This window comes from Paraconexibacter algicola, from assembly GCF_003044185.1.
GTDB lineage: Bacteria > Actinomycetota > Thermoleophilia > Solirubrobacterales > Solirubrobacteraceae > Paraconexibacter > Paraconexibacter algicola.
Window position 1 is genome coordinate 2,804,338 of the sequence record NZ_PYYB01000001.1, and the last position, 24,585, is coordinate 2,828,922.

Sequence of the window (24,585 nt, forward strand, 5' to 3'; positions counted from 1 at the left end):
GTAGGCTTCCCGGCGGCCATGACCGTCGAAGACGCCATCCTCGCCCTGGTGGCGGCCTTCGTGGTCGCGGCCCTGGCGACCCCGCTGACGTCCCGGCTGGCCCGGGCCGTCGGGGCGGTCGACCGGCCGCGCGACCGCGGACTGGCCGCCGGCGGCACGCCGCTGCTCGGCGGCCTGGCGATGCTCGCGGCGGTCCTCGTCGCGGGCCTGCTGTTCCTCGACTTCGGCGGCATCCTCGGCGACCGCCTGCACGGCATCCTCGCCGGGGCGGTCGTGATCGCGCTCGTCGGCGCGCTGGACGACCGCTTCGACCTGCACCCGGCGGTCAAGCTGCTCGGCCAGATCGGGGCGGCGAGCGTGCCGGTCGCCGCCGGCGTCGAGGTCACGAACATCACGTTCCCGTTCCTCGGCGCGGTCGACTTCGGCAGCGCGGGCGCGCCCCTGACCGTGGTCGGGCTGGTGGCGGTGATGAACGTCGTGAACCTCTCCGACGGCATCGACGGCCTCGCGGCCGGGGTCTGCGCGATCGCCGCGGCGGCGTTCGCGATCATCGCGTTCGACCTGCAGCGCGACCACGCGGGCGTGCTCGCGGCGATCACCTGCGGGGCGGCGCTCGGCTTCCTCGTGCACAACTTCCACCCGGCGAGCGCCTTCATGGGCGACTGCGGGTCGAACCTGCTCGGGCTGCTGCTGGGCTGCGTCGCGGTGGAGGGCGCGGTCAAGACGCAGGCGATCCTCGCCCTGCTGTTCCCGCTCGTCGTCCTGGCGGTGCCGTTCCTGGACACGACCTTCGTCGTCCTGAAGCGGCTGAAGTACCGCCGGCCGATCTACGCGGCGGACACCAACCACTTCCACCACCGCTTCAGCGCGATCGGCTTCAGCCAGCGGCGGACGGTCCTGTACCTCTACGCGTGGACGGTCTGCCTGGCGGGGTTCGCGGTGGCGCTGCGGTTCGTCCCCTACTCCGACAACGGCGGCAGCTTCGACCCCGGCTGGACGGCGGTGATGGCCGGGCTCGGGCTGCTCGTGCTCGCCGCCAGCGTGTACCTCGTCTACACGCTCGAGATCCTGAAGTTCCGGGTGACGCTGCGGCGGCGCACGGGCCGGGCGGCCGCGGACGTCGACGCCGAGGTGGCGCGGGCGATGGAGACCGGCGAGTTCCAGGCGCTGCGGGCGGACGACGGTCCTAGCGGACCCCGTACACCGTCCGCATGAAGATCCCGCAGAGCGCGTCGACGAGCTCCTCGGGCGCGTACGGCTCGCCCTGGGCGAGCTGCTCGTAGAAGGCGCGCTCGACCATCCACACGAGCGCGAACGCGGTCGGGTGCGGGGCGCCGAGGACCGTTCCCTCCGGGCGCTCGGCGGCGATCCGCTCGGCGGCCGCGTCGACGAAGCGGCCGAGCAGCGTGCGCCAGAACGCGGCGACCTCCGGGCCGCCGGCGGCCGCCTCGACGACCGCGCGCACGAGCGGCGCGTGGTCGCGGTAGACCCCCTGGATCGCGGTGAGCGCGGCGTGCATCTCCTGGTGGGGGTCCTCGCCGCCGGAGAACCAGATGTCCGCCTGCCGGTAGAGCTCGTCGCTGAGGTCCTCGGTCAGGCGCGCGAGCAGCTCGCGCTTGTCCTTGAAGTAGAAGTAGAACGCGGTCCGCGAGATGCCGGCGCGGGTGGCGATGCGCTCGATCCCCAGGTCGGGGAACGAGGCGCCCTCGGCCAGCAGGTCCTCGGTGGCCTGCAGCACGGCCGCCTGGATCGCGGCGCGCTTGGGGGACGGGTCGTCGGCGGTCCGGGCCATCGGCGCGGCAGCCTACCACCGGGTCATTCGTCCATTGACGGGGTGTCAAGTCGGTTCGACGTTGCATCCGCGTGACGCGTCGTGGAACATCCCCGGCCGCATGCGCCTCCGAAGCCTGTCCGTCGCGGCCCTCGCCGCGCTGTCCCTCAGCGCGCTCGCGGCGCTGCCCAGCCCGGCGTCGGCCAAGCCGCTGATCGGCATCGCCGACCAGAAGCCGGACATGTTCGCCGACCCGCGCTTCGTCGCGCTGCAGCTGAAGACCGCGCGCTACTTCGTGCCCTTCGACGTGAGCACGAACCCGTTCCAGCTCGCGCGCCTCGACGCCTGGATGGCGGGCGCCGCCCGGGACGGCATCGCGCCGCTGATCACGATGGAGCGCTCGAGCAACGCGCGCACCCGCAAGAAGGGCGCCCCGAGCGTCGCCGCCTACCGCAAGGCGGTGCGCTACCTGCGCCAGCGCTACCCGTTCGTGACGGCGTACTCGGCGTGGAACGAGCCCAACGACGGCGGCCAGCCGACGTTCCGCAAGCCGCAGCTGCTGGCCTCCTACACGAAGGTGCTGCAGCAGGAGTGCAAGGGCTGCAAGATCCTCGCGGGCGACCTGCTCGACAACCCGAACATGGTCAGCTACGCGCGGCAGGTCGAGAAGGCGCTGAAGAAGCCCGCGAAGATCTGGGGCCTGCACAGCTACTCCGACGCGAACAACTTCCGCACGACCTCGACGAAGAAGCTGCTGAAGGGCGTCAAGGGCAAGGTCTGGCTGACCGAGGTCGGCGGCGTCGTCGCGCGGCGCTCCGCGTTCTCGAAGGCGACGTTCAAGGGCAAGGGCGAGGCGCACGCCGCGAAGGCGACGTCCTACCTGTTCAAGACGATCGCGAAGCTCAGCCCGCGGATCGAGCGGATGTACCTCTACCACTGGAACTCGGCCTCCCCGAACGACTCGTGGGACTCCGCGTTCATCGGCCCGGACGGCCGCGAGCGCCCGGCGCTGGCCCTGCTGCGCAAGCAGCTCGGGCGCTGACCGTGCACGTCGCGAACCTCGCGGACCGCGAGACCTTCACGACCCTCGACGGGTCCACGATCCGCGAGCTGTGCGGGCCGTCGTGGACGCCCGCGCGCAACCAGAGCCTCGCCGAGGCCACCGTGCCGGTCGGCGGCGAGACGATCGCGCACTACCACCGCACCTCCGAGGAGCTCTACTACTTCACCGCCGGCCGTGGCCGGCTGCGGGTGGGGGAGGAGACGCGCGAGGTCGGCCCGGGGGACTGCGCGGTGATCCCGCCCGGGATCGAGCACCAGCTCTGGTGCGACGGCGAGGAGCCGCTCGTGCTGCTGTGCTGCTGCGCTCCCGCCTACTCGCACGAGGACACGGTCCTCACCGGCGCAACCCCTCCGTCCGCCGCGCGTTAGAAGCTGCAGGACCCCGGGCAGGACCGCCGGGACCCGCAGCCGCATGCCCACGTTCCCCCGTGCACTCCGCTCCGTCGTCGCGCTCTGCGCGCTCGGCCTCGCCCTCGCCGCCGCCGCGGCGACGCCCGCGCACGCCCTGCGCCCGAGCCTGACCGTCGGCATCGGCGACCAGAAGCCGGGGATGTTCACCGACCCGCTGTTCGGGGAGCTGGGCGTCCGCGACGCGCGCATCGTCGTCCCGTGGGACGTCCGCACGATCGACTGGCAGGCCCAGGACGTCGACGCCTGGATGCGCGCGGCGCGCCGCGCGCGCTCGCGCGTGCTCGTGACGTTCTCGAACTCGCGAGGGGAGGGGCGTCGGCGCGTCCTGCCCACGCCCGAGCGGTTCAAGTACGAGTTCCAGCGGTTCCGCGAGCGCTACCCGTGGGCGACGACGTTCGCGGTCTGGAACGAGCCCAACCACTGCGGGCAGCCGACCTGCACCCGGCCGGCGCTCGTCGCCGCCTACTACCGCAAGCTGCGCCAGGCCTGCCCGCGCTGCACGATCCTGCCGGCCGAGCTGCTGGACATGCCGAACATGATCCGCTGGACCCGGCAGCTGCGCCGCGCGCTGAGGGTCGAGCCGAAGATCTGGGGCCTGCACAACTACGTCGACGCCAACCGGATGTCGACGGCGCGCACCCGCTCGCTGCTGCGCGCCGTCAAGGGCGACGTGTGGCTGACCGAGACCGGCGGACTGGTCGCCCGGCGCAACCGCCGCAAGGAGACCGTGGGGTTCACCGAGGGGACGCAGCACGCCGCGCGGGTCACGCGGTTCGTGCTCGACCGGCTGGCCGGGACGAGCCGGCGGATCTCGCGCGTCTACCTCTACCACTGGGACACGATCAGCCCGCAGGACAGCTGGGACAGCGCGCTGATCGGGCCGCGCGGGCCACGCCCGGCGTTCACCGTCCTGGACGGGCTGCTGCGCCGTCAGCGGGTGCTGATCGCCCGCCAGCGCGCCGCCCGTCGCTGATCGACGGCGGTCTGTCGCCCGGCGCGCTCGCGCCGAGTGTCACAATGTTGTTACAAGCTCGGCGGATCAGGTAGGGTGTGGGTGGCACTCCTCCGCTGTCCCCGAAGGTGGAGTGTCACGGCCCGCGCGCTGCGCGGGCTTCGCACGTCCAGGGAGCAGCGCCGCACCTCCCATGCCCCATCAGGAACTCATGATCGATGCCCCGTCCGACCCGTCGGCCCCCGAGCCGACCCCGGGCGGTCCCCGCCTGGGGACGAGCCCGCTGCGGCTCGCCGACATCGTCCTGATCGTCATGGCGGCGCCGGTCGTCTGCCTCCTCGGGGCGCCCGTCCTGGGCATCCTCGCCGGGGCCGGCGTGTGGGTCCTCAACCGCGTCCTCGAGCTCGCGCTCGCCCGGCGCGCGGCCACCCGCGAGGACGTCCGCGCCGCAATCGGATACAACCTCGGCGGCGTCATCGGACGCGCGTGGCTCGTGGGCCTTACGATCCTCGCCGTCGGAACCGCCGGAGAGCGGGAGGACGGGCTCGCCGCCGCCGTCCTCGTCTTCGCCGCCTTCACGCTCTACTTCGCCAACTCGCTGCTCGCACGCTCGTTCGAGAGGAACGCTTCCCCGTCATGACGACCAAAGCCAAAGTCGGCATCGGCCTCGGCATCTACGTCGGTGTCATCGTCCTGTTCGTCGCGATCTTCGGCTTCTCGCGGACCGACAACGACTTCTTCCAGCCGCAGGAGGAGTTCAAGCTCGACACCTGGTTCGAGCTCGGGCCCCTGGCCTTCAACAAGGCCACGATGTACGTCCTCGTCGCCGCGATCTTCATGTGCGCGACGATGATCTACGTCGCCCGCCGCATGAAGCAGAAGCCCAACCGCGTCCAGACGCTGGTCGAGCTCGCGTACACCACGATGCGCGACAACATCACCAAGCAGAACATGGACCACAGCGTCGCCGCCAAGTGGTTCCCGTTCATCGCCGCGCTGTTCCTGTTCATCTGGTTCTCGAACATGCTCGGCTACATCCCGCTGCCGACGAACACGGCCCACAAGGTCGACATCTTCGGCTTCGACGTCCCCTCCTTCGCCCTCTACGCGGCGACCGCGAACCTCTCGATCCCGCTCGCGCTCTCGCTGCTCGTGTGGATCATCTACAACGCGGTCGGCATCCGGACCAAGGGCTTCGGCGGCTACATGCGGAGCTTCATCCCGGCCGGCGTGCCGAAGGCGATCGTCCCGATGGTCTTCGTCCTCGAGCTGATGTCGAACTTCATGCGGCTGATCTCGCTGAGCGTCCGCCTCTTCGCGAACATCCTCGCGGGCCACCTCATCATCCTGTTCATGGGCGGCGCGCTCGTCGTGCTCCTCGGCATCGAGGCGCTCGGCATCGTCACCTTCCCGATGGCCGTCGGCCTCTTCATGTTCGAGGTCGGCCTCGTCGCCACCCTGCAGGCCTTCATCTTCGCCACCCTCACCGCCATCTACCTCGGCGGGGCGACCTCAGACCACCACTAACCGACCCCGGGACCCACCTGGGGCGGCCCCGGTCGCCGCAGGCCCGAGACCTCACTCGTCGCACGAAACCCCCAAGGAGAATCAGGACCATGGACCTCAGCACCATCACCGTGCTCGCGCAGGCTGCAGCCGACCCCGAGGCGTACGGCGCCAACGCCGGTCGCGCGATCGCCCTCGGCGTGGGTGGCGGCCTCGGTGCCGTCGGCGCCGGCATCGGCATCGGCCAGATCTTCGGCAAGGTCATCGAGTCGGTGACCCGTCAGCCGGAGATGAAGGACGAGATCACCTCGATCCAGTGGCTCGGCTTCGCGCTCTGCGAGGCGTGCTTCTTCTACGGCCTCGTCGCGGGCCTCATCGCGTTCTTCCTCTAGGTCGCGATGCTCTCCGCCGTCACCACCACGATCCTCGCCGCCACCGAAGGTGGCGCCGAGGCCGCCGAGGGGGGAGGGTCCTTCCTCGTCGAGCCCGGCGTCGGCCTGATGGTGTGGACCCTCGTCATCTTCGGAGTCGCCATGGCGCTGCTCTACAAGCTGGCGTTCCCGGCGATCGCCGAGGCCCTCGACAAGCGGCAGAAGCTCATCGAGGACTCGATCGAGTCCGCCGACCGCACCAAGGCCGAGGCCAACCAGCTGCTGGAGGAGTACCGCCAGCGCCTGGCCGATGCCCGCGTCCAGGCCGACGACATCGTCGCGCGTGCGCAGAAGGCCGGCGAGGAGGAGAAGCGCTCCCTCGTCGAGTCCGGCCGCGCCGAGCGCGAGGAGAAGGTCGCCCAGGCCCAGAAGGACATCGAGCAGGAGCAGCTGCGCGCCCTGCAGGAGGTCCGCAAGGAGGTCGCCGCGATGACCGTCCTGGCCACCGAGAAGGTCACGCGCAAGACGCTGACCGAGGAGGACCAGCGCCGGCTCGTCGAGGAGGCCCTCTCCGAGCTCGACTTCTCCGCCCTCGGCGGGGAGCGGAACAGCTAGACATGGAAGAGATCGCCCGCGTCTACGCCCGCTCCCTGTACGAGGTCGCGCAGGCCCAGGGGAAGGCCGAGGTCGTCCGGGACCAGCTCGGCGCGTTCACGGACGCCGTCGACGGGAACCGCGACCTGCAGGTCTTCCTCTTCTCGCCCTACTTCTCCACCGAGGAGAAGCTGGACGGGCTGCGCCGCGCGGTGTCCGATGCGGAGCCGATCGTGAGCAACGTGCTCGAGCTGCTGGTCGAGAAGCACCGCATGCCGGTGATCTTCCGCATCCGGCGCGAGTACGACGCTCTGTGGGAGGACGCCAACAAGCTCCTTCCCGTCGAGATCACCTCCGCGATCGCCCTGGACGACGCCCTCGTGCAGCAGCTCTCGGCCCGCATCGGCGAGCAGACCGGCCGCAAGGTCGCGCTCACCACCACGGTCGACCCCGACGTCATCGGCGGCATCGTCATGCGCGTCGGCAACAACATCCTCGACGCGTCGATCCGGACGCGTCTCGAATCCCTTCGCAAGCAGGTCGCGACCGCCTAGGTCGCGTCCACTCAGGAGACCTCCCACGTCATGCAGATCAAGCCCGACGAGATCACCAGCATCCTCAAGAGCCGCATCGAGGGCCTCGACGCCGGCTCCGCCGAGCTCACCGAGGTCGGCACCGTCCTGTCCGTCGCCGACGGCATCGCCCGCATCCACGGGCTCGAGAACTGCATGGCGTTCGAGCGCCTCGAGCTCCCGCACGGGGTCACCGGCCTCGCGCTGAACCTCGAGGCCGACAACGTCGGCGCCGTGCTGTTCGGCCCGTGGCAGAAGGTCGTCGAGGGCGACACCGCCAAGCGCACCGGCAAGCTCCTCGAGATCCCGGTCGGTGACGAGTTCCTCGGCCGCATCGTCGACCCGCTCGGCAACCCGCTCGACGGCAAGGGCGACATCACGCCCGCCGAGTACCGCCCGGTCGAGTTCAAGGCCCCCGGCGTCGTCTCGCGCCAGCCGGTGAAGGAGCCGCTGCAGACCGGCATCAAGGCGATCGACGCCATGATCCCGATCGGCCGTGGCCAGCGCGAGCTGATCATCGGCGACCGCCAGACCGGCAAGACCGCGATCGCGCTCGACGCGATCATGAACAACAAGGCGACCGGTGTCGTCTCGATCTACGTCGCCATCGGCAAGCGCATGGCGACCGTCGTCCAGCTCGCCAAGACGCTCGAGGAGGCCGGCGCGCTCGACAACGCGATCATCGTCGCCGCCCCGGCCGACGAGGCCGCGCCGATCAAGTTCCTCGCGCCCTACGCGGGCTGCGCGATGGGCGAGTACTTCCTCTACAAGGGCGGCCACGCGCTGACCGTGTACGACGACCTCACCCAGCACGCGTACGCGTACCGCCAGATGTCGCTGCTGCTGCGCCGCCCGCCGGGCCGCGAGGCGTACCCGGGCGACGTCTTCTACCTGCACAGCCGCCTGCTCGAGCGCGCGGTCAAGCTCAACGACGAGCTCGGCGGCGGGTCCATGACCTCGCTCCCGATCATCGAGACGCAGGCGGGCGACGTCTCCGCGTTCATCCCGACGAACGTCATCTCGATCACCGACGGGCAGATCTTCCTCGAGCCGAAGCTCTTCAACTCGGGCGTGCGCCCGGCCATCAACGTCGGCATCTCGGTGTCGCGCGTCGGCGGCTCGGCGCAGATCGGCCCGATGAAGAAGGTCGCCGGCAAGATCAAGGGCGAGCTCTCCCAGTACCGCGAGCTCGAGGCGTTCGCGCAGTTCGGCTCCGACCTCGACGCGGACACCCGCAAGACCCTGGCCCGCGGCGAGCGCCTCGTCGCGACGCTGAACCAGAACGAGCGCTCGCCGCTGAACGTCGCCGAGCAGACGATCCAGCTGTTCGCCGCCACCAACGGCTACATCGACCGCATCCTGACCAGCCGCGTCCCCGAGTTCCTCGAGGGCCTGCTCCGTCGGGCGCGCGCCGAGGCCGCCCCGCTCCTGGAGAAGATCGCCGGCGGTGACTGGTCGGACGGCACGCAGTCCGAGGTCGACACGCTCGTCGCCGGGTGGTCGAAGGACTTCGGCTACGACCTCGACGAGGAGGGCAACCCGGAGGAGGACGCGGCCACCGTCACGTCCGGTGCCGGCATCGAGTCCTCCGCGTCGGCCGAGCCGGCCGCCGTCTAGGCCCCGGCCCGGTAGAGAGGAGCCCTCCCGACCACCATGCCCGCAGATCTCAAATCGCTGAAGAGCCGCGTCGGCTCGGTCAAGAACATCCAGAAGATCACCGGCGCGATGCAGATGGTCGCCGCGGCGCGCCTGCGCCGCGCCGAGCTGCGCATCGAGGCGCTGCGCCCGTACGCGGGCGCGGTGCGCCGGATGGCCCGGCAGGCCTCCGAGGCCGCGGGCAACGTGCCGAACCTGCCCGTGCTGACGCAGCACGAGTCGGTCGACACGGTCGGCATCCTCCTCGTCACGGGCGACCGTGGCCTGGCGGGCGCCTTCAACTCGCAGATCATCCGCGCCGGCCTGAAGGCCGCCGAGGAGCACCGCGAGCAGGGCAAGCAGGTCGTGTTCTACGCGGCCGGCCGTCGCGGCGTCAGCTCGCTGACGTTCCGCAAGCTGCACCTCGAGGGCGAGTACGTCGGGTTCTCCGACCGTCCCGCCTACGCGAACGCCCGCGAGATCGCCGAGGACCTCATGGCGGCCTACGCGGACGGCAAGCTCGACCAGGTCGAGGTCTTCTACAACGGCTACGTGTCGGCGATGACGCAGCTGGTGCGCCGCGAGGTGCTCCTGCCGCTGCAGCACGCGACGATCGTCGACGAGGCCGAGGTGGGGGAGGACGTGACCGAGGAGACCGGTCACCACGCCCTCGTCGAGTACGAGCCCGACCCCGACAAGATCCTCGGGCGCCTCGTCCCCGACTACGTCGAGATCTCGCTGTTCCGCGCGCTCCTGGAGTCCACGGCCTCCGAGCACGGCGCGCGCATGACCGCGATGCGCAACGCCTCCGAGAACGCCGGTGAGCTGATCAGCTCGCTGACGCTCGATCTGAACCGCGCCCGCAAGGCCGCGATCACCCAGGAAATCCTCGAGGTCGTGGCCGGCGCCGAGGCGCTGTAGGACCCGCGAAGCCTCTCCCGACCCTCCCGAAACCGGAAGACATCATGGAAGCCAGCACCCTCACCAAGAACGTCGGCAAGATCGAGGTCATCAACGGCGTCGTCATCGAGGCCTCGTTCGCGGACAAGCTCCCCGAGATCAACAGCGCCCTCGAGGTCGAGCTCAACGGCGCCACCCTCGTGCTCGAGGTGCAGCAGCACCTCGGCGACGACCGCGTCCGCGCGGTCGCCATGGACGCGACCGACGGCCTCGCCCGCGGCGTCGACGTGATCGACACCGGCGGCCCGATCACCGTGCCCGTCGGCCAGGCCACCCTCGGCCGCATCTTCAACCTCCTCGGCGAGGCGATCGACGACGGCCCCGCCGTCGAGGCGCAGGAGCGCTGGCCGATCCACCGTCCCGCCCCGGACGTCGAGAACCTCACGCCGACCGCGGAGATGTTCGAGACCGGCATCAAGGTCATCGACCTGCTCGCCCCCTACGCCAAGGGCGGCAAGATCGGCCTGTTCGGCGGCGCCGGTGTCGGCAAGACCGTCCTCATCCAGGAGCTGATCCACAACCTCGCCAAGGAGCACGGCGGCCTGTCCGCGTTCTGCGGCGTCGGCGAGCGCTCCCGCGAGGGCAACGACCTCTGGCTCGAGATGAAGGAGTCGGGCGTCATCGACAAGACGATGCTCGTCTTCGGCCAGATGAACGAGCCGCCCGGTGCGCGCATGCGCGTCGCGCTGTCCGGCCTGACCATGGCGGAGTACTTCCGCGAGCAGGGCGGCCAGGACGTGCTCCTGTTCGTCGACAACATCTTCCGCTTCGTCCAGGCGGGCTCCGAGGTCTCGGCGCTCCTGGGTCGCATGCCCTCGCAGGTCGGCTACCAGCCGACGCTCGAGTCCGAGATGGGCCAGCTGCAGGAGCGGATCACCTCGACCCGCCAGGGCTCGGTCACCTCGGTGCAGGCCATCTACGTCCCCGCGGACGACCTCACCGACCCCGCCCCGGCGTCGGTGTTCAACCACCTCAACGCGACGACGGTCCTCTCGCGGGCGATCTCCGAGAAGGGGATCTACCCGGCGGTCGACCCGCTCGACTCGACGTCCACCATCCTCAAGCCGGACATCCTCGGCGAGGAGCACTTCGCGGTCGCCAACGCGACCAAGGAGCTGCTGCAGCGCTACAAGGAGCTGCAGGACATCATCGCCATCCTCGGCATCGACGAGCTCTCCGAGGAGGACAAGCTCGTCGTCGGCCGCGCGCGGCGCATCGAGCGCTTCCTGTCGCAGCCGTTCCACGTCGCCGAGCAGTTCACCGGCACCCCCGGCGCGTACGTGCCGATCGCCGAGTCGATCCGCGGCTTCAAGGAGATCCTCGAGGGCCAGCACGACGACCTGCCCGAGCGCGCCTTCTACCTCAAGGGCACGATCGACGACGTCGTGGCCGCCGCCAAGGCCTGACCGTGGCGGGGCACGCGACATTCACGGTCGAGGTCCTGACGCCGGAGGGCGAGGTCTTCGCGGGCGACGTCGAGATGGTCTCGACGCGCACGGAGACCGGTTCCATCGGCATCCGGGCCAACCACGCGCCGCTGCTCGGCATGCTCGCGCCCGCGGAGCTGCGGCTCTACGCCGACGGTGAGGAGCAGCCGCCGACCCGATTCGCTCAGGGCGAGGGCTACGTGCAGATCGCCGAGGGCAAGGTCCTCATCCTCACCGAGGAGGCGATCAAGCCGGAGGACCTCGACACCGCGGACCTCCAGGCCAAGCTCGACAAGGCCAACGCCGCGTTCGACGCGGCCGAGCCGCAGTCCGAGGCGCAGAAGAACGCCATCCGCGACCGGCGCCGCTGGGAGATGTTCCTCAGCGTCGCGTCGGGCGACGCGCAGTAGCGTCGGCGGGAGGCATCCACGCAGCACGACGACGGGCGCCCGGTGGGCGCCCGTCGTCGTTCGCGGGGCTGGGGTGGGGGGTCAGGCGGTCGTGGTCGCCGGGGCGGGACCGGCCTGCGCCCGGGCCTCGGCGGCGGCGCGCTCGGCGGACCGCTGCGCGGCCCGTGCCTGCTCGACGGCGTCGGCGGCCTCGCGGGCGCGCTCCTCGGCGGCCTGCGTCTCCTCGGCGCGCAGCGCGGCCTCGCGCTCGAGCTCCTCGGCGCGGGCCAGGGCGGCCGCCGCGGCGGCGAGGCGCGCCTCGCGGGCCTTGGAGCCCTCGAGCGTGCGGGGGCCGTCGTCGACGCCGAGATGGACGCCGTAGGCCTGCGCGACCGCGGCGAGCTCCTCGTGGGTGACGCTGCCGTCGGGCGCCGGCCCGCCGACGGCGGTGATCGTGTCCTTCGGGTACGGGACGCGCAGGTCGTCGCGCGTGGCGGACGCCTCGCGCAGCGGCACGAGGTGCTGCTTCTTGGAGATCCGCCCGGTGCTGATCTCGCCGACGACCGGCCGGTCGCCGTCGAAGTGCACCTCCGAGAGCTTCCCGACCTTCTCCCCGTCGCCGTCCAGGACGTCGCGGCCGATCCACTGCTCGATGTGCTCGATCTTCATGGGTCGGGTGTACCCCGGTCACGTCCGCTCGATGCCCGCCTCGCGACATCCCTGCTCGAGCGCCTCGAGGCCGAAGCCGTCGGCCGGGCCCAGCGCGCCGGTGCCCTGGAGCCCGGAGGTCGCCGCGGTGACCGCGCCCCAGGCGAGGATCTCCCCGGTGAACGTGTAGCCGTTGACCCCGGTCAGCCGGACGCTCGCGAGCTCGTTGCCGACCGAGTCGTGCGCGCTGGCGAAGATCAGCGACCCGGTCCGCTCGCGTGCCTGCGCGTCCGGGCCACCGGTCGAGCCGGGCACCAGGCGGGCTCCGGCGCGGCGCACGGCGCCCCGCACACCCGGGACGGCGAGCAGCGGCGCGCCGGCCGCGGAGAGCTTCTGGAGCGGCCGCGAGGCGGGGCCGAACCAGCCGAGGAACACCTCGACGTCGCGGACCCCGGCGGCGAGACGCGGCAGCGCGTAGTGCTCGCTCGTGCCGACCGAGACCGCGGACTTCCAGCGCCCCGGGCTCGTCTCGAACCGGGCGACGTGCCGCGCGGCACGCTCGGTCACGATCGCGGCGTCGCGGAACGCGAACGCGGGCTCGGTGAGCGCCTCGACGATGCTCGCCCGCGTCCCGCCGCTCATGTCGTTCGACCCGCCGCGGCCGGTCATGAAGTAGCCGACCCGCACGCGCGAGGCGCGCTCGCCCGCGTCGGCGAGCGCCAGCGCGCCCGCGAGGTTGCCGGGCACCCAGTCGTAGCCGAACGCGGTCAGCAGCCCGACGCCGGCCGCGTCGGCGCGCGGCCCCCAGGACTCGAAGATCCGCCGGATGAACGGCGTCTCGCCGGTCGAGTCGAGGTAGTGGGCGCGCGCGTCGATCGCCGCCTCGACCGCCGGGGCACCCCAGCGCGTGAACGGCCCGACGGTCGAGACGAGCACGTCCCCGGCCTCCACCAGCGCGCGGACCGACGCGGGCCGGTCGACGTCGGCGACCGCCGTCGGCAGGCCCCCGAGCTCGGCCGCGAGCGCCTCCAGCGCGGGGGCGCTGCGGCCCGCGAGAACCGGCCGTGCGCCCCGGGCGACGAGCGCCCGGGCCGTCAGCCGGCCGGTGTAGCCGGTCGCGCCGAACAGGACGATGCGGGCGGACATGACCCGCAGCGTACGGGGCAGCGGCTACCATGGTGCGAGATGGACGCCCGCGCCCTCGCCGAGCGGCTGATGACGTACGACACGTCGAAGCCGGACGAGCTGAACGCCGCGGCCGCCTTCGTGAAGGGCTGGCTGGAGTCCCGTGACGTGCGCGTCGCCCACCGCGACCACCACGGGCTGCCGGTCATCACCGCGGAGGCCGGTCCCGCCGACGGCCCCCTCGTGATCTTCCACGGTCACCTCGACGTCGTGCCCGCGCACGACCACCAGTTCACGCCGCGCGTCGAGGGCGACCGGCTCATCGGCCGGGGCGCCTACGACATGAAGGGCGCGCTCGCCGCGATGATGCTCGCCACCGGCGACGCCGCCCGCCAGGACGCCGTCCGGGTGCTGTTCGTCTGCGTGCCCGACGAGGAGAGCGAGGACGTGGAGGACCGCTCGACCGACCGGATCATCGCCGACGGCCTGCGCGGCGACTTCGCGATCACCGGCGAGCCGACCGACCTCCACATCGGCGTCCAGGCCAAGGGCGTGCTGGCGATCCGCTGCGAGGTCGGCGGGCGGGCCGCCCACGGCTCGACGCCGTGGCAGGGCGACAACGCGATCCTCAAGGCGCACGACGCCTACCGGCGCATCGAGACGCTCCCGTTCGCCCGGCAGAGCTCGGACATGTTCGACCGCCCGTCGATCAACCTCGCCCGCATCGAGGGCGGCGACGCGTTCAACAAGGTCCCGGACCGCTGCTGGATCGACGTCGACATCCGCTTCCTGCCGACGCAGGACCCGGGGGAGATCCTCGCCCAGGTCCGCACGATCGCCGACCTCGAGATCGTCAAGTGCTTCACGCGCGCTCCCGCGATGGTGAGCCGCAGCAACCCGTACGTCCTGGCCCTGCGCAGCGCGATCAGCAGCGCGATCCAGGGCGACGCGATGTCGGTCGGGCGCGACGGCGCGTCCGACGCCATCTCGTTCCTGGAGGCCGGTGTGCCGGCGGTCGAGTTCGGCCCCGTCGGCAGCGGCCACCACGGCCCCGACGAGTGGGTCTCGATCTCGTCGCTGGAGCGCTACCGCGTGGCGCTCGGCGACTTCGTCCGCACGCTGCCGGCGCACCTCGAGCAGCCGTCCGCCGGGCTCCGCGCCCTGGAAGGAGGGGGACACGCATGAGCGTCTACCCGAACTCGCCCCTGGCCCCCGACGACGGTCCGCCGCCGCTCGGGCGCAACCAGATCCTCAAGGCGCTCCTGGGCGGCCTGGCGATCGTGCTCGCGGTCGCGGTGACCACGGCGACCGCCGGCCTGCTGCAGATCAAGGGCGTCGCCGACGACATCGGCGGCCTGCCCGGCCTGGACACCGTCATCGGCGAGGGGGACGGCGCGCAGAAGGACAAGGGCGTCGACCGCGCCGAGGCGGGCGACCCGCGCACGTTCCTGCTGCTCGGCTCCGACCGGCGCTACAGCGACCTGAAGAAGAACAACAAGAACCTCCGCCGGTCGCTGCCCGCGCGCTCGGACACGATGATGCTCGTGCGCGTCGACCCCGACGAGGACGTCATCACCGTCCTGTCGATCCCGCGCGACCTGAAGGTCACGATCCCCGGTCACGGCACCTCGAAGCTCAACGACGCGTACTCGATCGGCGGCCCGGCGCTCACGCTCGAGACGCTGCGCGACGTCCTCGGGATCGAGATCAACCACGTCCTGAACGTGAACTTCGGCGGCTTCCGCAAGCTCGTCACCACGGTCGGCTGCGTCTACGCCGACATCGACCGTCGCTACTACCACTCCAACGTCGGCGTCCCGCCGAGCCAGCAGTACGCCGAGATCGACATCGATCCCGGCTACCAGCGGCTGTGCGGCCAGAAGGCGCTGGACTACGTCCGCTTCCGCCACGCCGACAACGACCTCGTCCGCGGGGCGCGTCAGCAGGACTTCCTGCGCGCGATGAAGGACCAGGTCGGGACCTCCGGTCTCGCCGACGACCGCGACAAGCTGCTCGACATCTTCAAGGAGTCCGTCCAGGCCGACGGGCAGCTCAAGAGCGTCGCCGGCCTCGAGAGCGTCCTGAAGCTCGCGCTGTTCAGCGCCGGCAAGCCCGTCAAGCAGGTGCCGTTCCCCGGCTCGTTCGCCGAGGAGGGCGGCGTCTCCTACGTCACCTCCGACGACGCGGCGATCGAGCGGACCGTCCGCCGCTTCGAGGACCCGCCGTCGCTGCAGCCGGCGAAGAAGCAGTCCTCCTCGTCGTCCTCGACCGGCGCGAGCAGCAGCGCGAAGAAGAAGCCCAAGCGCAAGAAGGCGGCGAAGATCGACTACTCGCTGCTGCGCAACGTCCGGCGTGAGGGCGAGGACCTCGTCGCCAACACGGTCGCCAGCGGCAAGGTGACCTTCCCGCTGTACTTCCCGACCCGCATCACGAACTCCGGGCGGTTCACGACCAACCAGCCCAACGACCCGAACCCGCGCGTCTACACGCTGCGCGACCGGGCCGGCAAGAAGCACCAGGCCTACCGGATCGTGATGCTCCAGAACCAGCTCGAGGGCCAGTACGTCGGCGTGCAGGGCACCACGTGGCGGACCCCGCCGCTGCTGAAGCGACCGACCTCCACGCGCGTCGTGAACGGCCGTCGGCTGCTGCTGTTCCGCGACGGCGAGCGGCTGCGGTTCGTCGCCTGGCGGACCAAGCGGGCCGTCTACTGGGTCTCCAACTCGCTGACCACGAACCTCTCCAACGACCAGATGCTCGGCATCGCGGCGACGCTCGGCCGCTTCGGCGAGGGCGGCAAGTGAGCGACGGCCCCGACGACGCCCCGCCCGGCGTCGCCTGGGGCCTCTACCGCCGGTTCGCCCTCGGCGGGCTGCTGATCGTCCTGCTGACCGCGGTCGGCACCGCGACCGCGGCGCTGATGGAGATCAAGGGGACGCTCGTCGACCCGCTGCAGCCGATCGTCGACCCGCCGCGCGGCCCGAAGCTCGAGAACGTCCTCGCCGACGTCCCCAGCGGCAAGCCGCAGACGCTGCTGCTGCTCGGCTCCGACATCCGCTACGCCGACCGCGGCACGGTCAAGGGCCTCAGCGACACGCTGATCCTCGTGCGGCTGGACCCCGACAAGGGCGCGACGTCGGTCATGTCGCTGCCGCGCGACCTCAAGGTGCAGATCCCGGGATACGGGACCGACAAGATCAACGCCGCGTACTCGCTCGGGGGGCCGACGCTCGCCGTCCGCACGGTCAAGGCGCTGCTGGGGACCCCCGACCGGCCGTTCGACGTGCACCACGTCGTCAACGTGAACTTCGGCGGCTTCCGGCGTGCGGTCGACCGGCTCGGCTGCGTCTACGCCGACATCGACCGCCGGTACTTCAACGACAACGACCCGCCCGCCGGCGGCGGCCCCGACTACGCCACCATCGACGTGCCGGCCGGCTACCAGCGGCTGTGCGGGCAGGACGCGCTCGACTACGTCCGCTACCGGCACTTCGACTCCGACCTCGTCCGCGCCGCCCGCCAGCAGGACTTCCTGCGCCAGGCCAAGGACCAGATCGGCATCTCCCGGCTCGTCTCCGACCGCGACGAGCTGCTCGAGATCTTCGGCCGCTACACCCAGACCGACATCAAGAGCACGGGTGCGGTCCTGCGGCTGCTGAAGCTCGTGTACCGCGCGACCGGCAAGCCGCTCGCCGAGATCCGCTTCCCCGCGTTCGACGTCGGCGACCATCTCGAGATCGGCGCCGACGACCTCCGCCGCGTGCGCGAGCGCTTCCTGGACGCGCGGGCCGCCCCGGCGGCCCGCGGCCGCACGCGCTCGACGTCCTCCCGGACGCGCCGCGCGCAGCGCCCGCGGTCCGCGCGGCGCAGCACGGTCCCGCGCGGCCTGTTCGCCGACCGCCGCACCGCGGAGGACCTCGGCGTGCGCCTGGGCGTCAAGCTCGCCTTCCCCGTGTACTTCCCGCGCTGGGCGGCGCTCGGCGCGGACTACCGCACCCAGGACAGTCGCACCTACGACCTGTTCGACCGCGACCGGCGCCGCCACCGCGCCTACCGGCTGGTCGTCAAGGCGCCGGGCGTCGGCCAGTACTACGGCGTGCAGGGCACCACCTGGAAGGACCCGCCGATCCTGCGCTCCCCGTCCGAGACGCGCCGGATCGCCGGCCGCACCTACGAGCTGTACTTCGACGGCAGCCGCCTGCGGATGGTCGCGTGGCGCACCGAGCGGGCCGCCTACTGGGTCCACAACACGCTGCTGCAGTCCCTCAGCAACGCGCAGATGCTGGGGATCGCGGAGTCGCTGACGCGCGTCGGCGCCGCCTGAGGCGACGGTCCGTGCGCCCGGGTCGCTAGCCTTCCCCGCCTCATGGCAGAGCGAGAGCCCATCGGCGTCATCGGCACCGGCTACGTCGGACTCGTCACTGCGGCGGGCTTCGCGGAGCTCGGCAGCGACGTCTACTGCATCGACATCGACGCCGGCAAGATCGAGCGCCTCAAGCAGGGTGAGATCCCGATCTACGAGCCCGGTCTCACCGAGATGATCGCCCGCAACCGCGAGCGCATGCACTTCTCGACCGACATCCAGGACGCGCTGGACAACGCGCGCCTGCTGTTCGTCGCGGTCGGCACCCCGCCCACCTACTCGGGCGACGCGGACCTCTCGGCGGTCCACGCGGTCGTCGGCGCGATGCCCGCCTCCGACCGGCACGCGCTGGTCATGAAGTCGACGGTCCCCTGCGGGACCGGCAAGAACATCAAGCGGCTGTTCGAGGAGCAGGGCAAGAGCGGCTTCCGCTACGTGTCCTGCCCCGAGTTCCTCAAGGAGGGCTCGGCGATCGACGACTTCCTGCAGCCCGACCGCGTGGTCGTCGGCGACGACGGCGACTGGGCGGGCGACGCGGTCGTCGAGCTCTACCGGCCGCTGCTGACCGCCGAGCACGGCGGCGAGGGCCCGGGCGAGCTCGTCCGCACGGACATCGCGAGCGCCGAGATGGTGAAGCTCGCGGCCAACGCGTTCCTCGCCACGAAGATCTCGTTCATCAACGAGATCGCCAACGTCTGCGAGGAGACCGGCGCCGACGTCCTCGAGGTCGCCAAGGGCATGGGCCTCGACAGCCGCATCGGCCCGAAGTTCCTGCAGCCCGGCATCGGCTTCGGCGGCTCCTGCTTCCCGAAGGACGTCACGGCGCTCAAGCAGCTCGCGGGCAACTCCGGCTACCACTTCCAGCTGCTGAACTCGGTCATCGAGGTCAACGAGCTGCAGAAGCGCCGCGTGATCGGCAAGCTCGAGAAGCACCTCGGGCCGCTGGTCGGCAAGCGGATCGCGCTGCTCGGCCTCGCGTTCAAGCCGAACACCGACGACATGCGCGAGGCGTCCTCGCTGGTGCTGTCGGCGCGGCTGCAGGCGGCCGGGGCGCTCGTCAGCGCGTTCGACCCGATCGCCGAGGACGAGGCGCGCAAGCTCATCCAGGGCGTCCGCTTCGCCGAGGACGCGCTCGACGCCCTCACCGACGCCGACGCGCTCGTGCTCGTCACCGAGTGGGACGAGTTCCGCACCCTGGACTGGACGCAGGTCGCCCGCCTGATGGCCGGCACCACCGTCATCGACGGACGCAACGCGCTGGACCCCGACGCCGTCCGTGGCGCCGGGCTCACGTACGAAGGCATCGGCCGAGGCTGAGGAGGAGGCACGGAATGCAGGCGGTGATCCTGGTCGGCGGCGAGGGAACGCGGCTCAGGCCGCTCACCTCCGGCATCCCGAAGCCGATCGTCACGTTCGTCGATCGGCCGTTCATGGCGTACATGCTCCAGTGGCTGCGCGGCCACGGGGTCGACGACGTCGTCATGGCCTGCGGCTTCCTGCCCGACGCCGTGCAGGCCGCGCTCGGGGACGGCTCCGACTACGGCGTGCGCCTCACCTACCTGCAGGAGCCCGAGCCGCGCGGCACCGCGGGCGCGCTGAAGTTCGCGCAGGACCACCTGCAGGAGCGGTTCCTGATGCTCAACGGCGACGTCCTCACCGACGTCGACGTCAGCGCGCAGATCGCCCAGCACGAGCGCACCGGGGCGACCGCGACGCTCGGCCTCGTGCCCGTCACCGACCCGTCCGCCTACGGCCTCGTCCTCACGCAGGACGACGGCGCGGTCACCGGCTTCCTCGAGAAGCCCGGCCCGGACCAGCTCGGCGGCATCGACGAGTACCTCATCTCGGCGGGCATCTACGTCCTCGAGCGCTCGGTCCTCGACATGATCGAGCCCGACCAGAACGTGTCGATCGAGACGCAGGTGTGGCCCGCGCTCGTCGGCAACGGCCTGTACGCCTCCGCCGACCGCTCCGCCTACTGGCTGGACATCGGCACCCCGCAGCGCTACCTGCAGGGCACCTCCGACATCCTCGCCGGCAACGTGACGACCCAGGTGCTCGACCGCCTGACCGACGGGCTGGCCGTCACGGGCGACGTCGCCGACGGCGCCACCGTGATCGCCCCGGCGATCGTCGAGGCGGGCGCCACCGTCGCGGCCGGCGCCACCGTCGGTCCCGGCGCGGTGATCGGCGCGGGCGCGTCCGTCGCCGCGGGCGCCACCGTCGAGCGCAGCATCGTCCTGGACGGCGCGAGCGTCGCGGCCGACGCGGTCGTGCGCGACGCGATCGTCGCCCCGCGGGCCACGATCGGGGAGCGCACCGTCGTCGAGCAGGAGGCCGTGCTCGGCGAGGGCACGACCGTCGGCGCGGACAACGTCCTGTCGCGGGGCGTCAAGATCTTCCCGGGCGCGACCGTCGGTGACGGCGCCGTCCGGTTCTGAGCCGCGAGTGCAGCAGGAGGAGAGAGGGATGAGCACGACGGAGCGCACGCCGCTGGACCGTGAGGCGGTCGCCGCGGTCGACACCACCGACCAGGTCACCGACGTCCTCGCGCTGCCCGAGCACCTGCGCGACGCGCTGTGGAAGGCGGAGTCGGCGGGCATGACCGGCTGGGACAGCGCCGCCGGGCTCGTCGTCGCCGGCATGGGCGGGGCGGGCATGGGCGGCCTGCTGGCCCGCGCGATCCTCGGCGACCACGCGGTGCGCCCGATCCTCACCACGCGCGACTACGCGCTGCCGCCGTGGACGACGCCCGACACGACCGTCCTGTGCACGAGCTACTCGGGGAACACCGAGGAGGTGCTGGCCTGCTACGAGGCGGCCGGTGCGCTCGGCGCGCGGCGCGTCGTCTGCACGACCGGCGGCGCGCTTGCGAAGCTCGCCCGCAAGGAGGGCGTGCCGGTCATCCCGATGGCGGGCGGCCTGCGCTCCCGGGCCGCGGTCGGCTACATGACCGTGGCCGCGCTCGAGGTCGCCGCGCAGTGCGGCGCTGGCCCGCGCCTGGCGTCCGACCTTGACGTCGCCGCCGAGCACCTGGAGGAGCTCGTCGACGCGTGGGGACCCGACGGGCCCGAGGACGGCCTGGCCAAGAGCCTCGCCCGCGCGCTGCACGGCAGCGTGCCGGTGATCGCGGGCTGCGGGCTCACCGCGCCGGTCGCGTACCGCTGGAAGAGCCAGCTGAACGCCAACGCGAAGCTCCCGGCGTTCTCGCACGAGCTGCCCGAGCTCGACCACAACGAGATCCAGGCGTGGGAGGGCGCGGCCGGGCTCGGCCCGTTCGGCGCGGTCTTCCTCGACGACTGCGACTCCCACCCGCGGATGGGCGGCCGGATCGAGCTGACGCGCCAGCTCGTGGCGCCGCACGCGACCTCGACCCACGTGGTCTCCTCGGTCGGCACGACGGCTGCCGAGCGGGTCTTCTCGCTCGTGCTCCTCGGCGACCTCGTCTCGCTCTACCTCGCGGTCCTGCGCGGCCAGGACCCGGCGCCGCTCACCTCGGTCGAGCAGCTCAAGGGCGAGCTCGCCGCGCGCTGAGTTCGGCCTCCCCGGGCTTGCCGCGACACCCGTCGCGGCGAGCCGTCATGCTTGCGCGCATGCGGCCGACGGGAGGGACCCTGGGACTGCTCACGGCGGTCCTGCTGACCGTCGGGGCCGCGGACGCGCGCGCCGCGACCGTCGCGGTCGAGTCCGACCGCGTCGTCGTGCGGACCGCGCCCGGGGACGCGGACGAGCTCGTCGTCGAGGGGTACCACACCGCCGTCCGGGTCGCCCGTGGGGCGACCGGCAGCGACCCGGTGGCGGGGCCGGGCTGCACGAGCTTCGGCATCTCGGTCATCTGCGAGGTCGCGCCCAACCCGGCGCTCGACGCGCCGCTCGCCCGCGTCGAGCTCGGGGACGGCGACGACGTCCTCACCGCGAGCGGCTCGGTGGCGCTCGACGTCGTCGCCGGCCCAGGCAACGACGTCGTCGCCGGCAGCTTCCGGACCGACCACGTCGACCCGGGCCCGGGCGACGACCTGGTCGCCGGGGGAGACGGCGCGGACGTGGTCCTCGCCAGCCCGGGCCTCGACGCGATCGGCGGCGGCACCGGCCGCGACACGCTCGACGCCTCCGCCGCCACCGAGCCCGTGCGCCTGGAGATCGGCGGGACCGGCAACGGCGGCGTCGGCCTCGACGAGCGGCTGCGCGACGTCGACGTCCTCGCCGGCGGCAGCGGCGACGACGAGCTCACGGTCGTCGGGGACCGCACCGAGCAGCCCACGCTCTACGGCGGGGCCGGGAACGACCGGCTGCAGCTGCGTCACGAGGGCACCGCGAGCGGCGGCACGGGCGACGACCGGCTCGCCGCCTTCCAGGAGGCCGGCGTCCCGTCGGGGCGCATCACCCTGTTCGGCGACGACGGGAACGACACGCTCGCCGCGACCGGGCTGCGGCTCGACGCCGTCCTGGACGGCGGCGCGGGCACCGACACGCTGCGGACCGAGGGCGGCGCCGACCGCCTCGACGGCGGCAGCGGCGACGACCTGCTCGACGCCGGCGAGGGCGACGACCAGCTTGAGGGCGGCCCGGGCGCCGACCGGCTCGCCGGTGGCGAGGGCGCCGACCGGCTGACCGGCGGCCCCGGTCCCGACGCGCTCGCCGGCGGCGGCGGCGACCGCGACACGGTCAGCTACCCCGACGGCCCCGGGGCGACCGTCACCCCCGACGGCCGCGCCGCCGACGACGGCGCCCCGGGCGAGGGCGATCTCGTCGGCGCCGACGTCGAGCTGCTCGAGGGCGGGCCGGGCGACGACCGCTTCGTCGCGCACCCGGGCACGTCGCGCGGCTTCGCGGGGCGCGGCGGCACCGACACCCTCGACCTCTCGCGCTGGCCGACCGGGGTCGTCGCGCCGTTCGGCGCGGGCCAGGCGTCCGGTGACGCGCTGCCGAACACCGCCGGGCTCGACCGCATCGACGGCACCGGCTTCTCGGTCGTCATCGGCTCCCCGCACGACGACGTCCTCCTCGGCACGCCGGGCGCCGACACCCTGCTCGGGGCCGACGGCGACGACCGCCTCTTCGGCGGGACCGGCGGCGACCGGCTCCTCGGGGGCGCCGGTCGCGACGAGGTCTCCTACGCCGGGCGCGGCGCCGGCGTCACCGTGACCGTCGGCGGCGGCGCCGACGACGGGGCGGCGGGGGAGGGCGACGACGTCGCCGCCGACGTCGAGACGCTCGTCGGGACCGCGGCCGCCGACGTGCTCACCGGCGGTCCGGCGGCCGAGGTGCTGCTCGGCGGTGCGGGCGCCGACCGGATCACCGGCGGCGGCGGCGACGACGCGCTGAGCGGCCAGCAGGGCCGCGACGTGCTGCGCGGCGACGCGGGCGCGGACGCCGTCATCGCCTTCGACGACGGCGAGGGCGACGCGGTCGCCTGCGACGCGGCCGACGCCGTCTCCGCCGACCGCGCCGACGCGCTGCGCGGCTGCGTGCTGCCGCGCCGCCAGGTCGTCGCCGCGCCCCGGCCGGTCGCGCCCCCCGGCACCGCACCGCGCGCCCGCGCCGCCCGCACCGTGCGCGGCACCGCGCGCGCCGACGCGCTCCGGGGCGGGCGCGGCGCCGACGTCCTGCGCGGCCTCGGCGGCCGCGACCGGCTCTCCGGCGGCCGCGGGGCCGACCGCCTGCTCGGCGGCACCGGCGACGACCGGCTCTACGGCGGGACCGGCTCGGACACGCTCGACGGCGGTCCCGGCGTCGACCTCCTGCGCGGCGAGGAGGCCCCCGACCGGCTGCTCGGCGGCCCGGGCGCCGACGTGCTCGCCGGGCAGACCGGGTCCGACCGGCTAGACGGCGGGCCCGGGTCCGACGCCCTGGAGGGCGCCTCGGGCGACGACCGGCTGCTCGGCCGCGACGGCGACGACACCCTCAGCGGCGGCTTCGGCCACGACACGCTCAGCGGCGGCGCCGGCGGCGACAGCCTCGCCGGCGACGAGGCCCCCGACGTCCTGGACGGCGGCAGCGGCAACGACCTGCTCGACGGGGGCTCCGGGCCCGACACGATCCGCGCGGGCGACGGCGACGACCAGCTGCTCGGCGGCACCGGCCGGGACCGCTTCTACGCGGGCGCCGGTGACGACGTGCTCGCCGCCAACGACGGCGGCAAGGAGGAGCTCATCGACTGCGGCCCCGGCGAGGACCTGCTGTTCGTCGACGTCCCGCGCGGCGACGCCCCGACCGCGACGCCCGCCGCCCGGGAGGTCGCGTCGGCCGCGCTGCTCGTCGGCTGCGAGCGGATCGTCGCCGCCGCCGAGCCGCACGTCCCCGGGCGCGGCGACGTCCACCTCTCCTCCGACACGGGCGGCGACGTGCGCGTCGGCACCCCGCTGGCCGACAAGCTCCTGGGCGGCGCGGGCGCCGACCTGTTCCTCGGCGGCGACGGGGAGGACGTGCTCTGGGGCGACTACCAGCCGGGGACCGCCGCCCCCGACCTGCTGTTCGGGCACGCCGGCCCCGACACGATGTACGGCGGCGGCGGACCGGACCTCGTCGACGGCGGGCCCGGAGCCGACTACGTCCAGGGCGACGCCGGCGACGACGTGCTGCGCGGCGGCGCCGGGAACGACCGGCTGCGCAGCGGCGCCGGGCGCGACGTCATCGAGGCAGGGGCGGGCGACGACCGGGTCTTCGCCGCGGCCGACGGCCGCGACCGCATCGACTGCGGCCCCGGGCGCGACGTCGTCGACGCCGACCCCGACGACACGGTGCGCCACTGCGAGGTCGTCCGCCGCGGGTAACCTTGACACGATCGTGGTAAGGTTGC

At 72.7% G+C, this 24,585-nt stretch carries 23 protein-coding genes; 20 read left to right on the top strand and 3 right to left on the bottom strand.

Annotated elements, in window-relative coordinates:
- Positions 1-18: 18 nt before the first annotated feature.
- The gene (locus tag C7Y72_RS13205; RefSeq protein WP_107569230.1) at positions 19-1,215 is read left to right on the top strand and encodes a glycosyltransferase family 4 protein; all 1,197 of its coding nucleotides are present in this window, start codon (positions 19-21) and stop codon (positions 1,213-1,215) included.
- On the opposite strand, the gene C7Y72_RS13210 is transcribed toward C7Y72_RS13205, so the two are convergent.
- A complete protein-coding gene (locus C7Y72_RS13210; protein WP_107569232.1) occupies positions 1,187-1,792 on the bottom strand; it encodes a TetR/AcrR family transcriptional regulator in 606 nt (201 codons plus the stop codon). The genes C7Y72_RS13205 and C7Y72_RS13210 overlap by 29 nt on opposite strands.
- A 100-nt stretch (positions 1,793-1,892) precedes the next feature.
- On the opposite strand from C7Y72_RS13210, the gene C7Y72_RS13215 reads away from it, so the two are divergent.
- The 12 genes from C7Y72_RS13215 to atpC all read left to right on the top strand — a co-directional run bounded on the left by C7Y72_RS13215 (position 1,893) and on the right by atpC (position 11,671).
- Entirely contained in the window at positions 1,893-2,813 is a 921-nt protein-coding gene (locus tag C7Y72_RS13215; protein WP_107569235.1) for a hypothetical protein, read from the top strand.
- Between the two features lie 2 nt (positions 2,814-2,815).
- Complete coding sequence (locus C7Y72_RS13220) at positions 2,816-3,202, top strand: cupin domain-containing protein (protein WP_107569236.1); 387 nt, start codon at positions 2,816-2,818, stop codon at positions 3,200-3,202.
- Positions 3,203-3,245: 43 nt separating this feature from the next.
- Positions 3,246-4,217, top strand: a complete 972-nt coding sequence (locus C7Y72_RS13225; RefSeq protein WP_107569238.1) for a hypothetical protein — start codon at positions 3,246-3,248, stop codon at positions 4,215-4,217.
- A gap of 190 nt (positions 4,218-4,407) precedes the next feature.
- Positions 4,408-4,836, top strand: a complete 429-nt coding sequence (locus C7Y72_RS13230) for a hypothetical protein (protein ID WP_107569240.1) — start codon at positions 4,408-4,410, stop codon at positions 4,834-4,836.
- Complete coding sequence (atpB, locus tag C7Y72_RS13235) at positions 4,833-5,723, top strand: F0F1 ATP synthase subunit A (protein ID WP_107569242.1); 891 nt, start codon at positions 4,833-4,835, stop codon at positions 5,721-5,723. The genes C7Y72_RS13230 and atpB overlap by 4 nt, the downstream gene beginning before the upstream one ends.
- A gap of 89 nt (positions 5,724-5,812) precedes the next feature.
- Positions 5,813-6,094 (top strand): ATP synthase F0 subunit C, encoded by a 282-nt coding sequence (atpE, locus tag C7Y72_RS13240; RefSeq protein ID WP_107569244.1) that lies wholly within the window; start codon positions 5,813-5,815, stop codon positions 6,092-6,094.
- A gap of 6 nt (positions 6,095-6,100) precedes the next feature.
- Positions 6,101-6,688: a F0F1 ATP synthase subunit B gene (gene atpF / locus C7Y72_RS13245; protein WP_107569246.1), complete on the top strand. Its 588-nt coding sequence runs from the start codon at positions 6,101-6,103 to the stop codon at positions 6,686-6,688.
- Positions 6,689-6,690: 2 nt separating this feature from the next.
- Entirely contained in the window at positions 6,691-7,221 is a 531-nt protein-coding gene (gene atpH / locus C7Y72_RS13250; RefSeq protein WP_107569248.1) for an ATP synthase F1 subunit delta, read from the top strand.
- A gap of 30 nt (positions 7,222-7,251) precedes the next feature.
- Positions 7,252-8,856, top strand: coding sequence for a F0F1 ATP synthase subunit alpha (gene atpA / locus C7Y72_RS13255; protein WP_107569250.1), 1,605 nt, complete (start codon positions 7,252-7,254; stop codon positions 8,854-8,856).
- Between the two features lie 36 nt (positions 8,857-8,892).
- The gene (gene atpG / locus C7Y72_RS13260; RefSeq protein ID WP_107569252.1) at positions 8,893-9,795 is read left to right on the top strand and encodes an ATP synthase F1 subunit gamma; all 903 of its coding nucleotides are present in this window, start codon (positions 8,893-8,895) and stop codon (positions 9,793-9,795) included.
- 44 nt (positions 9,796-9,839) lie between these two features.
- Complete coding sequence (gene atpD / locus C7Y72_RS13265) at positions 9,840-11,240, top strand: F0F1 ATP synthase subunit beta (protein ID WP_107569254.1); 1,401 nt, start codon at positions 9,840-9,842, stop codon at positions 11,238-11,240.
- Positions 11,241-11,242: 2 nt separating this feature from the next.
- The gene (atpC, locus tag C7Y72_RS13270; protein WP_158276844.1) at positions 11,243-11,671 is read left to right on the top strand and encodes an ATP synthase F1 subunit epsilon; all 429 of its coding nucleotides are present in this window, start codon (positions 11,243-11,245) and stop codon (positions 11,669-11,671) included.
- 81 nt (positions 11,672-11,752) lie between these two features.
- Here atpC and C7Y72_RS13275 read toward each other — a convergent pair whose 3' ends face one another.
- Positions 11,753-12,319 carry a PRC-barrel domain-containing protein gene (locus C7Y72_RS13275; RefSeq protein WP_107569258.1) on the bottom strand — a complete coding sequence of 189 codons (567 nt, stop codon included), beginning with the start codon at positions 12,317-12,319 and terminating at the stop codon, positions 11,753-11,755.
- A gap of 18 nt (positions 12,320-12,337) precedes the next feature.
- Positions 12,338-13,444, bottom strand: coding sequence for a saccharopine dehydrogenase family protein (locus C7Y72_RS13280; RefSeq protein ID WP_107569260.1), 1,107 nt, complete (start codon positions 13,442-13,444; stop codon positions 12,338-12,340).
- Between the two features lie 39 nt (positions 13,445-13,483).
- Between C7Y72_RS13280 and C7Y72_RS13285 the strand changes: the two genes are divergently transcribed.
- From C7Y72_RS13285 to C7Y72_RS13315, 7 genes are read left to right on the top strand one after another with little or no spacing between them, the layout of a single operon-like run.
- Positions 13,484-14,608, top strand: a complete 1,125-nt coding sequence (locus C7Y72_RS13285) for a M20 family metallopeptidase (protein ID WP_107569261.1) — start codon at positions 13,484-13,486, stop codon at positions 14,606-14,608.
- Positions 14,605-16,227: an LCP family protein gene (locus C7Y72_RS13290; RefSeq protein ID WP_107569263.1), complete on the top strand. Its 1,623-nt coding sequence runs from the start codon at positions 14,605-14,607 to the stop codon at positions 16,225-16,227. Before C7Y72_RS13285 ends, C7Y72_RS13290 begins: the two co-directional genes overlap by 4 nt.
- Entirely contained in the window at positions 16,224-17,747 is a 1,524-nt protein-coding gene (locus C7Y72_RS13295; protein ID WP_107569265.1) for an LCP family protein, read from the top strand. Before C7Y72_RS13290 ends, C7Y72_RS13295 begins: the two co-directional genes overlap by 4 nt.
- A gap of 42 nt (positions 17,748-17,789) precedes the next feature.
- Complete coding sequence (locus C7Y72_RS13300; RefSeq protein WP_107569267.1) at positions 17,790-19,103, top strand: UDP-glucose dehydrogenase family protein; 1,314 nt, start codon at positions 17,790-17,792, stop codon at positions 19,101-19,103.
- A 14-nt stretch (positions 19,104-19,117) separates the two neighbouring features.
- The gene (locus C7Y72_RS13305; RefSeq protein ID WP_107569269.1) at positions 19,118-20,227 is read left to right on the top strand and encodes a nucleotidyltransferase family protein; all 1,110 of its coding nucleotides are present in this window, start codon (positions 19,118-19,120) and stop codon (positions 20,225-20,227) included.
- Positions 20,228-20,255: 28 nt separating this feature from the next.
- The gene (locus C7Y72_RS13310) at positions 20,256-21,320 is read left to right on the top strand and encodes a bifunctional phosphoglucose/phosphomannose isomerase (RefSeq protein ID WP_107569271.1); all 1,065 of its coding nucleotides are present in this window, start codon (positions 20,256-20,258) and stop codon (positions 21,318-21,320) included.
- Positions 21,321-21,379: 59 nt separating this feature from the next.
- Positions 21,380-24,559, top strand: coding sequence for a calcium-binding protein (locus tag C7Y72_RS13315; RefSeq protein WP_158276845.1), 3,180 nt, complete (start codon positions 21,380-21,382; stop codon positions 24,557-24,559).
- Positions 24,560-24,585: the final 26 nt, after the last annotated feature.

What these genes read in the sequence shown, in the direction of transcription:
- atpG (WP_107569252.1), top strand. Translation starts at nt 8,893, where the DNA reads ATGCCCGCAGATCTCAAATCGCTGAAGAGCCGCGTCGGCTCGGTCAAG.
- atpF (WP_107569246.1), top strand. Translation starts at nt 6,101, where the DNA reads ATGCTCTCCGCCGTCACCACCACGATCCTCGCCGCCACCGAAGGTGGC.
- atpE (WP_107569244.1), top strand. Translation starts at nt 5,813, where the DNA reads ATGGACCTCAGCACCATCACCGTGCTCGCGCAGGCTGCAGCCGACCCC.
- atpD (WP_107569254.1), top strand. Translation starts at nt 9,840, where the DNA reads ATGGAAGCCAGCACCCTCACCAAGAACGTCGGCAAGATCGAGGTCATC.
- C7Y72_RS13290 (WP_107569263.1), top strand. Translation starts at nt 14,605, where the DNA reads ATGAGCGTCTACCCGAACTCGCCCCTGGCCCCCGACGACGGTCCGCCG.
- C7Y72_RS13230 (WP_107569240.1), top strand. Translation starts at nt 4,408, where the DNA reads ATGATCGATGCCCCGTCCGACCCGTCGGCCCCCGAGCCGACCCCGGGC.
- C7Y72_RS13310 (WP_107569271.1), top strand. Translation starts at nt 20,256, where the DNA reads ATGAGCACGACGGAGCGCACGCCGCTGGACCGTGAGGCGGTCGCCGCG.
- C7Y72_RS13210 (WP_107569232.1), bottom strand. Translation starts at nt 1,792, where the DNA reads ATGGCCCGGACCGCCGACGACCCGTCCCCCAAGCGCGCCGCGATCCAG.
- C7Y72_RS13275 (WP_107569258.1), bottom strand. Translation starts at nt 12,319, where the DNA reads ATGAAGATCGAGCACATCGAGCAGTGGATCGGCCGCGACGTCCTGGAC.
- C7Y72_RS13225 (WP_107569238.1), top strand. Translation starts at nt 3,246, where the DNA reads ATGCCCACGTTCCCCCGTGCACTCCGCTCCGTCGTCGCGCTCTGCGCG.
- C7Y72_RS13215 (WP_107569235.1), top strand. Translation starts at nt 1,893, where the DNA reads ATGCGCCTCCGAAGCCTGTCCGTCGCGGCCCTCGCCGCGCTGTCCCTC.
- C7Y72_RS13285 (WP_107569261.1), top strand. Translation starts at nt 13,484, where the DNA reads ATGGACGCCCGCGCCCTCGCCGAGCGGCTGATGACGTACGACACGTCG.
- C7Y72_RS13315 (WP_158276845.1), top strand. Translation starts at nt 21,380, where the DNA reads ATGCGGCCGACGGGAGGGACCCTGGGACTGCTCACGGCGGTCCTGCTG.
- atpB (WP_107569242.1), top strand. Translation starts at nt 4,833, where the DNA reads ATGACGACCAAAGCCAAAGTCGGCATCGGCCTCGGCATCTACGTCGGT.
- C7Y72_RS13305 (WP_107569269.1), top strand. Translation starts at nt 19,118, where the DNA reads ATGCAGGCGGTGATCCTGGTCGGCGGCGAGGGAACGCGGCTCAGGCCG.
- C7Y72_RS13280 (WP_107569260.1), bottom strand. Translation starts at nt 13,444, where the DNA reads ATGTCCGCCCGCATCGTCCTGTTCGGCGCGACCGGCTACACCGGCCGG.
- atpH (WP_107569248.1), top strand. Translation starts at nt 6,691, where the DNA reads ATGGAAGAGATCGCCCGCGTCTACGCCCGCTCCCTGTACGAGGTCGCG.
- C7Y72_RS13300 (WP_107569267.1), top strand. Translation starts at nt 17,790, where the DNA reads ATGGCAGAGCGAGAGCCCATCGGCGTCATCGGCACCGGCTACGTCGGA.
- atpA (WP_107569250.1), top strand. Translation starts at nt 7,252, where the DNA reads ATGCAGATCAAGCCCGACGAGATCACCAGCATCCTCAAGAGCCGCATC.
- C7Y72_RS13205 (WP_107569230.1), top strand. Translation starts at nt 19, where the DNA reads ATGACCGTCGAAGACGCCATCCTCGCCCTGGTGGCGGCCTTCGTGGTC.